The 14,611-nt window shown below is 64.4% G+C and carries 15 protein-coding genes and 1 pseudogene; 4 read left to right on the top strand and 12 right to left on the bottom strand.

Going from position 1 to position 14,611, the window contains the following annotated elements; genetic code table 11:
• Positions 1 to 36: 36 nt before the first annotated feature.
• The 5 genes and pseudogenes from IWY39_RS16370 to IWY39_RS16350 form a co-directional block, all read right to left on the bottom strand.
• Positions 37 to 219 (bottom strand): annotated as a pseudogene (locus IWY39_RS16370) (CsbD family protein).
• 78 nt (positions 220 to 297) lie between these two features.
• Positions 298 to 774: a group I truncated hemoglobin gene (locus IWY39_RS16365; RefSeq protein WP_107123738.1), complete on the bottom strand. Its 477-nt coding sequence runs from the start codon at positions 772 to 774 to the stop codon at positions 298 to 300.
• A 7-nt stretch (positions 775 to 781) separates the two neighbouring features.
• Positions 782 to 1,567, bottom strand: a complete 786-nt coding sequence (locus tag IWY39_RS16360) for a DUF3034 family protein (protein WP_229380578.1) — start codon at positions 1,565 to 1,567, stop codon at positions 782 to 784.
• Between the two features lie 13 nt (positions 1,568 to 1,580).
• On the bottom strand, positions 1,581 to 2,366 hold the full coding sequence (locus IWY39_RS16355) for a nucleotidyltransferase family protein (protein ID WP_107123739.1): 786 nt from the start codon (positions 2,364 to 2,366) through the stop codon (positions 1,581 to 1,583).
• Positions 2,367 to 2,406: 40 nt separating this feature from the next.
• On the bottom strand, positions 2,407 to 3,936 hold the full coding sequence (locus tag IWY39_RS16350; RefSeq protein WP_107123740.1) for a M23 family metallopeptidase: 1,530 nt from the start codon (positions 3,934 to 3,936) through the stop codon (positions 2,407 to 2,409).
• A 223-nt stretch (positions 3,937 to 4,159) separates the two neighbouring features.
• Between IWY39_RS16350 and IWY39_RS16345 the strand changes: the two genes are divergently transcribed.
• The 4 genes from IWY39_RS16345 to IWY39_RS16330 all read left to right on the top strand — a co-directional run bounded on the left by IWY39_RS16345 (position 4,160) and on the right by IWY39_RS16330 (position 8,304).
• Positions 4,160 to 6,808 carry a helicase-related protein gene (locus IWY39_RS16345; RefSeq protein WP_107123741.1) on the top strand — a complete coding sequence of 883 codons (2,649 nt, stop codon included), beginning with the start codon at positions 4,160 to 4,162 and terminating at the stop codon, positions 6,806 to 6,808.
• Positions 6,801 to 7,097 (top strand): RNA-binding S4 domain-containing protein, encoded by a 297-nt coding sequence (locus IWY39_RS16340; RefSeq protein WP_017182185.1) that lies wholly within the window; start codon positions 6,801 to 6,803, stop codon positions 7,095 to 7,097. The genes IWY39_RS16345 and IWY39_RS16340 overlap by 8 nt, the downstream gene beginning before the upstream one ends.
• Positions 7,098 to 7,192: 95 nt before the next feature.
• Positions 7,193 to 7,531 carry a ferredoxin FdxA gene (fdxA, locus tag IWY39_RS16335; RefSeq protein ID WP_006963738.1) on the top strand — a complete coding sequence of 113 codons (339 nt, stop codon included), beginning with the start codon at positions 7,193 to 7,195 and terminating at the stop codon, positions 7,529 to 7,531.
• 245 nt (positions 7,532 to 7,776) lie between these two features.
• Positions 7,777 to 8,304, top strand: coding sequence for a CarD family transcriptional regulator (locus IWY39_RS16330; RefSeq protein ID WP_017182186.1), 528 nt, complete (start codon positions 7,777 to 7,779; stop codon positions 8,302 to 8,304).
• Between the two features lie 73 nt (positions 8,305 to 8,377).
• On the opposite strand, the gene IWY39_RS16325 is transcribed toward IWY39_RS16330, so the two are convergent.
• From IWY39_RS16325 to IWY39_RS16295, 7 genes are all read right to left on the bottom strand, one after another.
• A complete protein-coding gene (locus IWY39_RS16325; RefSeq protein WP_107123742.1) occupies positions 8,378 to 8,620 on the bottom strand; it encodes a hypothetical protein in 243 nt (80 codons plus the stop codon).
• 79 nt (positions 8,621 to 8,699) lie between these two features.
• On the bottom strand, positions 8,700 to 9,203 hold the full coding sequence (locus IWY39_RS16320; protein WP_017182188.1) for an asparaginase domain-containing protein: 504 nt from the start codon (positions 9,201 to 9,203) through the stop codon (positions 8,700 to 8,702).
• A gap of 17 nt (positions 9,204 to 9,220) precedes the next feature.
• Entirely contained in the window at positions 9,221 to 10,033 is an 813-nt protein-coding gene (locus IWY39_RS16315) for a pyrroline-5-carboxylate reductase family protein (protein ID WP_107123743.1), read from the bottom strand.
• A 7-nt stretch (positions 10,034 to 10,040) separates the two neighbouring features.
• Positions 10,041 to 10,547 carry a YbjN domain-containing protein gene (locus IWY39_RS16310; protein ID WP_017182190.1) on the bottom strand — a complete coding sequence of 169 codons (507 nt, stop codon included), beginning with the start codon at positions 10,545 to 10,547 and terminating at the stop codon, positions 10,041 to 10,043.
• Between the two features lie 42 nt (positions 10,548 to 10,589).
• Positions 10,590 to 10,889, bottom strand: a complete 300-nt coding sequence (locus IWY39_RS16305) for an accessory factor UbiK family protein (RefSeq protein ID WP_107123777.1) — start codon at positions 10,887 to 10,889, stop codon at positions 10,590 to 10,592.
• Between the two features lie 42 nt (positions 10,890 to 10,931).
• On the bottom strand, positions 10,932 to 11,480 hold the full coding sequence (locus IWY39_RS16300) for a TspO/MBR family protein (protein WP_107123744.1): 549 nt from the start codon (positions 11,478 to 11,480) through the stop codon (positions 10,932 to 10,934).
• Positions 11,481 to 11,504: 24 nt separating this feature from the next.
• Entirely contained in the window at positions 11,505 to 14,609 is a 3,105-nt protein-coding gene (locus IWY39_RS16295) for an efflux RND transporter permease subunit (RefSeq protein WP_107123745.1), read from the bottom strand.
• Positions 14,610 to 14,611 lie beyond the last annotated feature (2 nt).

Here is a 14,611-nt window from a genome sequence, read left to right as displayed (position 1 = left end):
GGGCGGGGCTTTCTCCTGCTTGGGAGCAATTCGAAATCAGATTTTGTCGCCAAGGGCGCCCTTGACCGATCCGGAAACGTCCTGAGCCGTGCCCTTGGCCTTCTGCGCCTAGCCTTCGGCTTCCATGCGCTCATTGTCGGTCGCCTTGCCGATGCCTTCCTTGACGGCGCCCGCCGCCTTGTTGCCAGCGGCCTTCAACTTGTCGGTTACTTCACCCATGTGAATACTCCTTGCGTGATTTCCACAAGTTAAACCAACGCGAGGAGAAAGGGTTTCAGCCAGAACGCAGGCGTAACGTTACTTTTCGATCACATCGTGGCGCATCGGCGCGAGTTTGGAGAGAAAGCGGTTCTGCGCCTGGAAGCTGACCCCTTCCTCGCTCATCGCGCGCTGGAGCGTTTCGACGAGGCGGTTCATGTCCGCCTTCTGCACGCCCAGATCCTTGTGCGCGCTGGCCATGTCCCGCCCGCTATAGGTGCAGCCGGCATTCAGGATGAAACAGAATTGCTCGAACAAGATTCGCTTCAGGCGCACCTTGTCATGATTGGCGAAAATCTCGCCAATCACCGGGTCGGCGAAATTGATCGCGACGAAGCGATCGACGATGCGGCGGATGCCATCCTGCCCCCCAAATGCCTTCACCATGCCGTCGCCCGTAAAAGGCACGGCCCCGGCGTGGCGATTGTCGGCGACATAAGGGTCCACGACGGCCTCCCCCGGCAAAGCATAGGGCGCCTGCAACAAGAGCAGCGAGAGGATGATGGACATGGGCATGCGTCCTTTAGAAGGCGGTCTGAAGCTGGAGAAACACGCCGCGCTGCTTCTTCACCGTGGCGATCGAGCCCAGGTCGGCATAGGCGATGGTCGCAGTTATGTTGCGGCTGATGGCGACGGCGGCAAAGGCGTCGAACCAGTCATCTTCCCGCGCGATGTTCAGATTGTCAGGCTTGCGCCGATATTCCCCGCCGATCGCAATGCGGCGCGACAATTGCCAGGCGGCCGATCCTTCAAACTGAAGCGTATGATTGCCCTGCTTCCCGCCGCCAAAGCCCAGCAGCCCCATCTGGTTCGCCTTGGTCAGGCGCGCGGTCGCCGACAGCAGGATGGAGCGCGAGAGGAATAATTTGCTGACCGACGCATAATAATCGACGCCTTCGTCTCCCTTGGCCCCTACCGCTCGGACGATCGCACCCTGATTATTATTCTTATACTGAACGCCGACCGCGATGGCTGGCAGCCGGTCATAGACCAGATCGCCCGCAAGCCTGACCTTCGCGCCAAAAATATCCTGCGAAAAGGCGAAGTCCTTGCCCAGCCCCAGCGCCGCGCCAATCTCGTTCGTGTTGAAATCCTGATGCGTGTAGCTCAGCTCGATGCGATCGCGGATGCCGATCGCGACGCCAGCGCTTTGATAGTCATAATCCTTGACCTCGACCAGCGTGCCATGGGCCGACAGGCCGAAGCCGTCCGATGTTTCATTGCCGGCGATCACCGCCCAGGGCGTCAGGCCACCGCCCGACGCCCCTTCAAGCGAATTTCTCGACTTCGCTCGAAACGAACGGATCAAGGTGATTGCGCGCCTAACCGCGCGCGGCGACGATCCGTTCGATCAGCACGACATCGTCCGGCTTGTCGGCGTCGATACAGGCTTCGGCCTTCTCCATCGCCACCAGCCGCGCGGTCAGCCCGAAGCGCCGCCCGATCCGCGCAATCCCGCCGCGCAGCGTCAACAGGCGCAGCAGCGTGCCGATCAGCGCAACCGGGCCAAAGGCCGATACGATCTTCCACCCCTTCTTGCGGTCCTGCTCGACCTCCTGCCACAAGGCGATGATGGACCGCGCCCGGTCGCTGCCGAACCAGAAGATATTGGCGCCCGACCACCAGCCATCGCGAAATTTGAGCCAGGTGCGGCGCGACCCAGGATAGCGCGCCAGCAATATGCGCCGCTCCACCATCGCCACAGCGATGTCGGCACCTGCGGCCTCTTGCGTAAACTGATCGAGCATCGCGCTGTCGAGCAGCACATGATCGGCAGTGGTGAGCAGGATCGGAAAGGGGACATCGCCCCGCTCCAGCAGCGCCAGCAGGGAGGAGGCTATGCCCGCCCCGCTCTGCTCGAACCGGACCTGCGGATGTGTCGTCAGCCAAGCGGTCGCTAGATCAGCGGCAAAGGGGGCGGACGACTGGGTCAGGATGATGACCTGCCCCACCGCCGGATGCGCCAGCAACGCGCGCGCGGGATGATTGATCATCGGTTGGCCCGCGACCGGGGCGAGCGGCTTGATCGCCACGCCAGCAGCGACCGCCAGAGGATCGGGCGTGGGCCGTGATCCGGCAAGCAGGATGGCGGTGATGGGCGTGGTCATGTCCGCCCTCTACCCAAGCAGGGGCAGCGCGGAAAGCGGCTTATTTCCCGCTCGTCACCGGCCCCAGCGCCTTTTGCGCAAAGCGGTCCTGCTCGCCGACATGCAGCCCCTTATATTGGGCCAGCTTGGCCCGGAACGCGGACAGTTCGGCCCCGGCCAGTTGTGCGGTCGTCGTGAACTTCACCGACAGCGGATTGATCGTCGCGCCATTGCGATACAGTTCATAATGGAGGTGCGGTCCGGTCGACAGGCCCGTCGACCCGACATAGCCGATCACCTGCCCGCGGCGCACCCGCTGACCCGGCGCGGCGGCGATGCGGCTCATATGGGCATAGCCGCTGGCCAGGCCGCCGCCATGCTGGATGCGGACATAATTGCCATGCCCGCCATGCCGCCCGGCAAAGGCGACAACCCCGTCCGTCACCGCATAGATGGGCGATCCGTAGCGCGCGGCGAAATCGACGCCCGCGTGCATGCGCGTATAGCCCAATATCGGATGGCGACGCATGCCATAGCCCGACGTCATGCGCCCCGCGACCGGGGATGACAGCACGCCGCGCCGTTCGCCCACGCCCGACGCCTCGAACCATTCGGTGCGGCCATCCTTGGTCCAGCGCAGCATGTCGATGGACTTGCCGCTGGCGCGCTGGAGGCCGGCATAGAGAAGATCGCCGACCTCCACATCGCCGGTTTCGGCGCGGCGATAGGCGGTGACGATGTCATAGCGGTCCCCAGCCCCGATCCTGCCCAGATCGACCTGCCCCGCAATCACCCGCAGGAAAGCCTGCACCGCCTTGGGCGGCGCACCGGCTGCGCGGGCCGAGCGATAGATGCTGTCGCCAACCACGCCCTGAATCCGAAGCGGCGTATCGTCGACGCGAATGGGGATGCGCTTGACCGACAGCACGCCACCTGCGCGCGTCAGTTCCATCCCCAGGTCGAGCCGGGCGCGGAACGCCAGCCTGTCGAGTGGCCGGGGCCGGTCGCGACTGGCGCGGCGGCCCAATATGATGTCGAGCCGCGTGCCGGGCTTCACCCCGCCAGCGACATCGCTGCCGACCAGCGCGTTGATCGTCGCCACGTCACCGCTGCTCACGCCAGCGCGCGACAAGGCGCGCGATAGCGTATCGCTGCTGCCGACCTGGGCGTTCAATTCGATCTGGGGGCGTTCGGGTGTCTGGCGCAGCGGCTGGACCGCATCGGTCGATCCCATGCGATGGCCACTGTCCGCACCCAGCGCCAATGGCGTGATCATCTGGCTGCGCACTTCGTCGAACTGCTTTTCGCCAAGCAGCGCGCCGGGCGCGCCGGGCACGGGCTGAAAACCGGGCGACAGATAGATGGCCGTGGCGCACAGGCCGATACAGGTGGCAAGGCCGCGAAACCAGGTCAGGCTGCCGACGCGCTGGCCAAGATCGGGGACCAGTTCCACCGCGTCCGACCATTCGCGCAAACGCGCGCGCCAGTCCTGCGGCGGCTGGGCTACCGGCGTCCGGGCGATCGAATCGGCCAGCCACAGCGACACGGACGCGCCGCCCTGTTGCGATCCAAACTGGCTTTCCTGAAACAAACCCGCGACCCCCAGGGCATTTTCTCATTGCGTCCGCAACGGCCCCGCGCGCCGTGCGTCGAGCGCGACTGTTGTGAACGCCCAAGGTTAAAGTCAATTTAAGACGGGGCCGCGACACGCATCCATGCGACGAACGGTGCCAGCGGTCCGACAGGATCGCGGCAGACCATGGAACCACGGAATCCGCTTGCCCCCGAACCCGTCCTGCCCGACAGAATGGGCCATGGTCCAGTTCACCCGTTCGCCCGTTACCGCCGTTCTGGGCCCGACCAATACCGGCAAGACCCATCTGGCCGTCGAACGCATGTGCGGCCATTCCAGCGGCATGATGGGCTTTCCGCTGCGATTGCTGGCGCGCGAAGTGTATGACCGGGTGGTGGCGATCAAGGGACCGGCCCAGGTTGCGCTGATCACGGGCGAGGAAAAGATCGTCCCGCCACAGGCCCGCTATTTCCTCTGCACCGCCGAATCCATGCCGCTCGGCATAGGCCGACAGGCCGGAGCCGCAACCCAGGGCCAGTCCGATTATGCCTTTGTCGCTCTGGACGAGGCGCAGATCGGCGCAGACCCGGAACGCGGCCATATCTTCACCGACCGGCTGCTGCGCGCGCGCGGGCGGGAAGAAACAATGATCCTTGGGTCGGCCAGCATCGCGCGGCTGGTCAAATCGCTGATCCCCGATGTCGACATTATCGGTCGGCCGCGTTTTTCCACCCTGTCCTATGCGGGCGCAAAGAAGCTGTCCCGCCTGCCCAAACGATCGGCCATCGTCGCCTTCTCCGCCGAGGAAGTCTACGCCGTCGCTGAAATGCTGCGCCGTTTTCGCGGTGGCGCGGCGGTGGTGATGGGCGCGCTCAGCCCCCGCACTCGCAACGCGCAGGTGCAGATGTTCCTGAATGGCGAGGTCGATTATCTGGTCGCCACCGACGCGATCGGCATGGGCCTCAATCTCGATGTCGCCCATGTCGCCTTCGCGTCGCTGCGCAAGTTCGATGGCCGCCGCAGCCGCCGGTTGACCGTCGCGGAAATGGCGCAGATCGCCGGGCGCGCGGGCCGCCATCACAAGGACGGCACATTCGGCAGCCTGGGCGGGGAAGATGGCCATGCCGCCTTCACCCCGGAAGAGATAGAGGCGATAGAGGCGCACCGCTTTCCGCCCATCGAGCATCTATACTGGCGCGACGGCGCACCCCGGCTCGACAGTCTGGCGACATTGGTCGCCGATCTGGAGACGCGGCCCGACCGTCCCGAACTGCGCGCCGCGCCGGAAGCGGTCGACCTTGCCGTGCTGAAGCGCATGGCCGCCGACCCGCAAGTCATCGACCGGGTGCGCGGCCCGCGACAGGTCGCCCGGCTATGGGATGCGTGCGGCCTGCCCGACTTTCAGAAACTGGGCGCGGACCATCATGCCCGCACGGTCAATCGCATCTGGCAGTTTCTGTCGGAAGGAAACGGCCATATTCCGCGCGACTGGTTCGCCCAGCAACTCGCCCGGCTCGATTCGGTGCAGGGGGATATCGACACGCTGTCGGGCCGGATCGCGGCGGCGCGGACATGGGCCTATATCGCCCATCGCGCCGACTGGCTGGCCCACCCCGCCGAAATGGCCGAACGGACGCGCGCGCTGGAGGAAAAACTGTCCGACGCGCTGCACGCCGCGCTGACGCAGCGTTTCGTCGACCGCCGCACTACCGTTCTGTTGCGCGACATCGGCCAAAATGTGAACCAGTTGCCCGTAACCGTGGAGCCCGACGGCAATGTCTGTGTAGATGGCGAAACGATAGGACGACTTGACGGCTTCCGATTCTCGGTCGATCCCGCTACGCGCCATCAGGACAGGAAATTGCTGTTGGCTGCGGCGGAAAGGCGCCTTGGAAAGGTATTACGGGTGAAGGCAGACGAATTGATCGGCGCGGCGGACGTGGATTTCGCGCTTCTGGACGCAGCGGGCGACGCGCCCTGCATCGCGTGGAACGGCACGCCGGTCGCGACGCTGCTGGCCGGGCCAACCCTGCTGACTCCCGAAATCCGGCTGGATCGCGCGATTCTGGCGCTGGATCAGGATGTGCAGAAGCAGGTATCGGCGCGCCTGACCAACTGCTTCGATGCGCAAAAGCAGAAGCATCTGCTGCCGCTCGTCAAGATGGCCGAAAGCGCCGCCGATCCGCAGGTTCCCCCCGTGGTGCGCGCCGTGTTCGCGCAACTGGGCGACGCTGGCGGGGTCAGCCCGCGCACCGATCTCGATTCGGCGCTGGGTCATCTGGACAAGGATCAGCGCCATTTGCTGCGCCGGGCGGGCATCGATATTGGCGTGCTCGACCTGTATCATCCCGGCCTGCTCAAGCCGGGCGCGGCACGCTGGCGCGGCGCGTTGCTGGCGGCGCGGATCGGCAAGCCCTGCCTGCCGCTGCCCCTGCCCGGCCTTACCCTGATCCCGGCGGGCGAGAAATTCGACCAGATGGGCGCGCGGATCGCGGGCTTCCGCACCTTTGGCGAACAGATGCTGCGCATCGACATGGCCGAACGCATGGCCCGCACCGCGCATGAAGCCATTGCCAAGGGCGAAGCCTTCACCGTCGCCAGTCCGCAGATCGTCTCGCTCGGCCTGTCCGAACCCGCCTTCCTGGCGCTGATGCGCGCGGCGGGCTTCCGCCCCGTCGAAGGCGCGGAAGAAGGCAAGCCCAACTGGACATTCAAGGGCCGCCAAAAAGCGCGCGCCCCCCAGCAGCAGCCCGCCCCGGCGCGCGAGGGCAAGCCACGCAGCGGCAGGCCAGCGCCCCGCCCTGCCGCCGCAACGCCCGCCAGAGCGCCCGCAGCGCCAGCCAACAACGCCTTTGCCGGTCTTGCCGCGCTGCTCGGCCGCAATGGCTGATCCGGTCGCGGTGGGCGGCCATGGCCCCACGCTGCGTATCGACAAATATCTGTGGTTCGTCCGCCTGTGCCCCAGCCGGTCGAGCGCGCAGAAACTGGCCGAGGACGGCCATATCCGCGTCAATGGCCGCCGCATCGAACGCGCCCACGCGGCCATCCGCGTGGGCGACCTCATCACCTTCCCCCATGGCCAGGGCGTGCGCGTGGTGCGCGTGGCGCAATTGCCGGTCCGCCGTGGCCCCGCGGTGGAAGCGCAGCGCTGTTATGAGGAATTGACGGTCGGGGGATGAAGCCCAAGCTGTCGGCTGCCAAGATTATCCTCATTGACCTTGGGCGTGCCTGCGCATAGCAGGACCGCGCTTTTCCAACCAAGAGTGCCCTGACAATGACCTATGTCGTGACCGACAACTGCATCCGCTGCAAATATATGGATTGCGTCGAGGTCTGCCCCGTGGACTGTTTCTACGAGGGCGAGAATATGCTGGTCATCAATCCAAGCGAATGTATCGACTGCGGCGTGTGCGAGCCGGAATGCCCGGCTGAAGCGATCCTGCCCGATACCGAGAATGGCCTGGAAAAATGGCTGGAACTCAACACCAAATATTCGGCTGAATGGCCCAACATCACGGTCAAGGGCGAAGCGCCCGCCGACGCCGACGAAATGAAGGGCGTTGAAGGCAAGCTGGAGAAATATTTCTCTCCCGAACCCGGCTCAGGCGACTGATCCGGGCGGCCCCATGCCGCCGCCTTCTTGTTCCTTTTGCCAAGCGCGCCCGGCGATTATGTCCGGGGGTGGCAATTTTGTTACGAATCTGCTATGTACCTTCCCAACGGTCGGACACCCTCCTGTCCGTCCCTGGAGAATTAGCTTCATGTCCTGACGGTGGCGCCGTGGACCCCTCATGCATATGCCCCTAGCGCATATGTTCCGCGACGGCCCCGTTCCCCGGTTGATTGGAAAGGTTCCAAATGGCTGCCAAGGCGCTGTCCTTTGACGTTGGTGATTATGTCGTTTACCCCAAGCATGGCGTGGGCCGTGTGATCGAACTGCAAAAGGAGCAGATCGCAGGTATGGAGCTGGAGCTCTATGTGCTCCGCTTCGAAAAAGAGCGCATGACGCTCCGCGTGCCGACCAACAAGGCGGAAGGCGTGGGCATGCGCAAGCTTTCGTCCAACAAGACGCTCGAAGAATCGATGGAAACGCTCAAGGGCAAGCCCAAGGTCAAGCGTACCATGTGGTCGCGTCGCGCGCAGGAATATGAAGCGAAGATCAATTCGGGCGACCTGGTGTCGATCGCCGAAGTGACGCGCGACCTGTTCCGCGCCGATGACCAGCCGGAACAAAGCTATTCCGAACGCCAGATTTTCGAGGCTGCGTCCAGCCGCCTCGCCCGCGAACTGGCGGCGATGGAAGAGACGGACGAGCCTGCCGCGCTCAAGAAGATCCTCGCGATCCTCAACGAAGCCGCGCCGAAATATGCCAAGGTCGAAGGCTGACATCAGCCATTGACGCAAAAAAGGGGCGCGCCTTTCGCAAGGCGCGCCCCTTTTTTATGAACGCAATGCGGGCTTATTCGCCCTTGCTGCCAACTGCATCCTGTGCCGCGTCGCCGACATCGCTGGCGGCCTGCCCCACCTGCGTCGCGGCGCTGGTCACGGCACTATCCTTGCTTGTCTCGCTGCTGACCAGAAAGAAGGCGGCGACCGCCACCACGACGACGAGCAGCAGGATCGCAAATGTCATGCCGCCACTGCCGCGCTTTTCGATCACTGTCGTCGTCGTCGTTGCCGGACGCTCCTGATAATCGGCCATGATCCTCTCCTCCTCAACATGATAGATGGCCGCATAATGCGCGGCTGTTGAGGGAGGTTCCCGCCCGGCAGGGTCGGACCTATTGGCCGATCGGAACGAAGGCGCCCTTCGCGCGGTCCTTCACTACCGCGTCGGCGCGGAATACGGACCCGCTCATCGTGATATAGATGCCGGGCTCCGCCACCTGAACGGTGGCAAAGGCCATGCCAAGATTGAAGCTCGCATCGCTCTCGCCAAAACGCGCCGGGGCCAGCGCACCCACCAGCACCACCGTCTTGCCGGGAATATCGGCCAGCAGCTTGGCCGTATCGGTCATCGTGTCGGTGCCATGGGTGATGACGATATGGCTTTCCGGCGCAGCGGCGACGCGGGCACGGATCAACGCCCGGTCGGCATCGTCCAGTTCCAGACTATCCTTGCGCACGACTTCCTCGACGCGAAAGGGCCGCTTGACCCGCGCCACATCCAGCAAACGGGCCATGACGGTTTCGCCGACCTGATAATCGGACAGCGCATCGAAATAGATTTTGTCGATCGTGCCGCCAGTGGTCAGGATCAGGATAGGCGTGTCGGGGGTCAGCATAATGGCTCCGGTCAGGTTCAAGCCCCGCGCGCCATGGCTTCGCCACGATCGCGGGCAGCGGCCAGCGTGTCGGTCATCAGGGTCAGCAGGCGGTCGTCGGCGTCCAGCACATTCATCCCCTCGCGCGTCATCCCGCCGGGGCTGGCGACCCGGTCGGCCAGCACGCCCGGACTGTCACTCGCTCGCGCAGCCATGTTGGCCGAACCCTGCACCGTCGCCAGCGACATGCGCGCAGCCTGATCGGCAGGGATGCCCAGCGCTTCGCCAGCCCGCGCCAGCGCGTCGATGAAGCGGAACAGGAAGGCGGGGCCGCATCCCGATAGTGCCGTCACCTGATTGAACAGCACTTCATCGCCAATCCATTCGGCCAGGCCCAGCGGCTCGATCAGTCCGCCGATCTCGGCCTTGGCCTGCGCGGATGTCCTGTCGTCGGCGAACAGCGCCGTGACGCCCTCTCCCAGTCCCACCGGCAGGTTAGGCATCGCCCGCACCATGTCGCGCACGGCCGGAAAGCGCGCCCGCAAATCGGCGATCGGCGTACCCGCCAGGATGGAGACGATCCGCACGTCCGCCCCGCACAAGGGTGCCAGCGCCGTGGCGACATCAGCAATCTGATAGGGCTTCATGCCCAGCAATATGGTCGTTCCGGCCGGCAATGTGGCGAGATAGGTCGTCACGACTGCCACGCCATCGGCAACCGGCCGCCCGCTTGGCCGCAGCACCGTTACCCGCGCGGGATCAAGCCCGCAATCGAGCCAGCGCGCCAGCATCTGCCCGGCCATATTGCCGCAGCCGACAAGGAAAAGATGATCGGGCCAGCAGATCGTCATCGCGCGCTCAGGCCTCGCCGCGGGTTTCGATCAGGCTGGCGGCAATCGCCTCGGTCGGGCTTTTGCCGCCCCAAAGCACGAACTGGAACACCGGATAGAAACGCTCGCACTCGTCGATCGCGGTTTCAACCAGCAACTGCGCCTGATCCAGCGTCAGTGTGCCGCCAACGCCCAGCAGCGCACCGTGGCGGAACAGGATGATGCCGCTCGACGACCAAAGCTCGAAATGGCCCAGCCACAGCTGTTCGTTGATCAGCCCCAGCGCCTCGTAGATCGTGCCCCGCTTTTCGTCGGTGACGCGAATGTCCGGCAGCGCCAGCAGTTGCAGCACCTGATCCTCGTCACGCCAGATGCCGCGCAGTTCATATTGCGCCCACGACCCTTGCGTATTGGCGACGATCTCATCCTCGCCAACCTGCTCGTAGGTCCAGCCATGCGCCTCGAAATACGCCGCCAGCATGTCGATCGGCGCGGCTTCCTGGCCGCCATGTTCAAACTCGTCACTATCCATCATCGGCGCGCCTTAACACCGTGAAGGATGAAAGGACAGACAGGATCAGTCCACCCCGCCGGGCTTGGGCTTGGTCGCCTTGACGCTTTTCTTGACCGGTTCAGGGGTCTTGCCTTCCAACGCGTCGATGCGCGCCTTGAGCAGTTCAACCTCTTCACGCGCACTGGCGGCCAGCGCCTTGACCGCATCAAATTCCTCACGCGACACAAAGTCTGCGCCGCCCATCCATTCCCGTGCCTTCTCGCGCGCATTGGCTTCAAACTCGCGGCTCATGCCCGCCACGGTCCCGGCTGCGCCGTTCACCAGCTTGGCCAGATCGTCGAAAAAGCGGTTCTCGCTCTGCATGATGCTCATCCTCTCAACGGGCGCGGAAAGCCGCGCCAAAACTCATATCTGGGTCTGGAGCGCGGGCGCGACAAGGGTTTCCGCGTCCGGGTTCAGGCGATTAATCTCAAAATTGAGGAAAGACGCAAAGGCCAGCCAGGCCAGATAGGGCAGCAGCAGCCAGCCCGCGACACGGCGGATGCGGCTGAACAGCCAGGTCGTGATGGCGACCAGCACAATCAGGACAAGGATCAGCACCAGCGCGCTGCCGACCTGATGTGCGCGGAAAAATAGCGGTGACCAGGCGAGGTTCAGGACAAACTGGACCATGAACAGGGCGATGGCGGTGCCCCGCCCGTTGGCACCGCGTGCATGCAGCACGATTGCCAGCGCCAGCGCCATGGCGATGTAGAGGATGGTCCAGGCAACGCCAAACGCCCAGCCCGGCGGCATCAGCGCCGGCTTTTCCAGCGCGTCGAACCAGCGATTGCCAAAGCCGCTATTGGCGAGCTGGCCCGACAGAAAACCCAGCAGGACGATGACCGGCACAGTCACCAGCGCCCAGCGCAGATAAGCAAGGCGCAACTGGCCGGGGGACGCGATTTCGTTCATCGGCAACGCTTCTCCACGCTCATCCTATTCGGCTGGATCGGGCGAATCCTTCAACGCCGAATCCAGCTTGCGACCAACGGTTTGCGGAGAAACGGTCCGCTTCGCAACACGCGAATAGAATATGGGGATCAGGAATAATGTTATCAGCGTCGCCAGACTGACCCCGAACACGATGACCACGCCGATCGAATTGCGCGCAGCAGCGCCAGCGCCCCCGCGAATCACCAGCGGAACCGCGCCGATGACTGTGGCGATCGACGTCATCAGGATCGGCCGCAAACGCCGGGTCGCCGCCTCGCGAATGGCCTGCGCCACCTCCATCCCCTCGTCGCGCAACTGGTTGGCGAATTCGACGATCAATATGCCGTTCTTGGCCGCCAGCCCGACCAGCATGACGATGCCGATCTGGCTGTAGAGATTGACCGATCCGCCCGTAATGATCAGCCCCAGCACACCGCCCGCCACCGCCAGCGGCACCGTGGCGATAATCACGCCGGGGTGAATGAAACTTTCGAACTGCGCGGCCAGCAGCAGATAGACGATCAATATGGTGAGGCCGAAGATCAGCCAGATCGACCCGCCGGTTTCGCGCAACGACTGGCTTTCGCCGCGATAGCCGATCGCCAGCACTTCGGGCGACTGGCGCGCTTCATTTTCCAGAAAGGCGAGCGCCTGCCCCAGCGACGTGCCGGGGGCCAGCGCCGCTGACAAAGTGATCGCGCGCAGCTTGTTATAGCGGTTGAGCTGGCGCGGCCCGGCGACTTCGCGCACCGTGACCAGCGCCGACAGCGGGACGAGCGCCCCATTGTTCGCGCGCACCTGAATCCGCTCCAGATCGGCGAGCGTCTGGCGTCCCTCCTGTTCAGCCTGCACCAGCACGCGATATTCCTCGCCCCGGTCGACATAGGTGGTCACGCGGCGCGACCCCAGCAGGCTTTGCAACGCCTGGCTAATGTCATTCACCGACACCCCCAGATCGCCCGCGCGCTGCTGATTGACGTCGATCCGCATCTGCGGCTTGGTTTCCTTATAGTCGCTGTCCAGGTTGATCAGCCCCGGATAGTTGGCCGCCGCCGCAAAGACGCGATCGCGCGCCGCCACCAGCCCTTCATAGGTCGAACCAGCGAGCACGATATTGACCGGCAGCCCGCGCCCGCGCCCCAGGCCCGACCGGGGGGCGGCGTTGCCGCGCACGCCGGGCTGCTCGGCAATCACCTTGTTGATGATGGTCGCGACTTCCGCCGTCGTGATCGTGCGGTCCTCCCATGGGCGCAGGAAGGCGATGACGTTGCCGCTGTTGAAATCGTCCGACGTGCCGAAACCGGCGGGGGTGCGGACGACCAGATTCTGGAGCGTCCCATCTTCCCGCAGCGGCGCCAGCGCCGCTTCGATCTTGCGCATATAGGCCAGCATCCGGTCATAGCCGGTGCCCTCCGGCGCGCTGATCTGGCTGTCGACGACGCCGGTATCCTCTGCCGGTGCCAGTTCGTTCGGCAGCAGGGTGAACATGCCCCCGGCAAGCGCCAGGAACAGTCCGACGCCGATCAACGGCAGCAGTGGTTTGCGCAGCACATGGTCCAGCCAGCGGGAATAGCGGCCCTCCAGCCGCTGGAACCGGGCATCCACCCAGCGCGCCAGCCGCCCGCGTTCGGCATTGTTGAGCAGCTTGGAACAGAGCATCGGCGCCAGGCTGAGCGATATGAAGCCCGAAAAGGCGATGGCGGCGATCATCGCGACCGCCAGTTCGCGAAACAGCAGCCCGGTCTGCCCCGCCAGGAACATCACCGGCACGAACACCGCGCACACGACCAATGTGGTTGAAATGATCGCAAAACCCACCTGCCGCGTACCGAGATAAGAGGCGACCAGCGGGTCCTCCCCCTGCTCGATCCGATGATAGACATTCTCCAGCACGACGATCGCGTCATCCACCACCAGCCCGATCGCCAGCACGAACGCGAGCAAGGTCAGCAGGTTGATGGACAGGCCAAGCAGCCACATGACCGCGCAGGTCGCCAGCAGGCAGATCGGCACGGTGATGGCGGGAACGATCGTCGCACGCACCGAGCCCAGGAACAGGAAGATGACGAGGATGACGAGCAGCGCCGCTTCAAGCAGCGTGTCATAGACATTGTCGATCGCCCGGCTGATGAACAGCGACTCGTCGGAGCCGACCGCCACACGCATCCCCTGCGGCATGTTCGGGCGCAATTGCTCGACCAGCGCCTTGGCCTTGTCCGCCACCTCCAGCGTGTTGGCGCCCGATTGCCGCACGATCCCCAGGCCGATGGCCGTCCCCGCGTTGGAACGGAAGCTGCTATAGGGATTTTCCGCCCCTTCCTCGATCCGGGCGACATCGCCCAGCTTGACCTGATAGCCATTCGCGCCCCGGCCAACCACCAACTGGGCGAACTCGTCGGGCGTGGCGAAGGGCCGCTCGACGCGCAGCGTCTGGTTCTGATCCTTCGATTCAAATCGACCGGCGGGCAGTTCGACATTCTGCGTGCGCAGCGCATTTTCGACGTCGGCTGGCGTCAGGCCGAAGGCCGCAAGCCGTTCGGCGTTCATCCACACACGCGTCGATGGACGCGCCTCGCCACCGATCGTGACGCGGGCCACCCCGTCAATGGCGGAAAAGCGATCGGCGATGTTGCGGTCGATATAGTCGCTCAGCTGGATTTCGCTCCAGCCGGGGCGGGAAAAGGACAGGTATAATATCGGCCGCGCATCGGCGTCGACCTTGCGGATTTCGGGCGCCAGCGCCTCTTCCGGCAAATCCTCCACCACCGATCCCACCCGATCGCGCACATCGTTCGCCGCAGTGTCGATATCGCGCGAGGGATCGAATTCGATGCTGATGTCGGACGTGCCGTCTTGGGATGTCGACGTGATGGTGCGAATGCCCTGAACGCCTGCGACGGCGTCTTCGATCAGCTGGGTGATCCGGGTTTCGACGACCGAAGCGGCAGCACCTGTGTAGATGGTCTCCACCGACACGATCGGCGGGTCGGTGTCAGGATATTCGCGCACCGACAGGCTGAGATAGCCGACCACCCCGACGATGCAGAGCAGGATCGCGATAACGGCGGAGAATACCGGGCGGCGGACGGACAGGTCGGACAATTGCATGG

Source organism: Sphingobium sp. JAI105, assembly GCF_015752145.1.
GTDB lineage: Bacteria > Pseudomonadota > Alphaproteobacteria > Sphingomonadales > Sphingomonadaceae > Sphingobium > Sphingobium xenophagum.
Note: the sequence above shows the minus strand (reverse complement) of the source record. Positions and strands in the feature narration are given on the sequence as shown.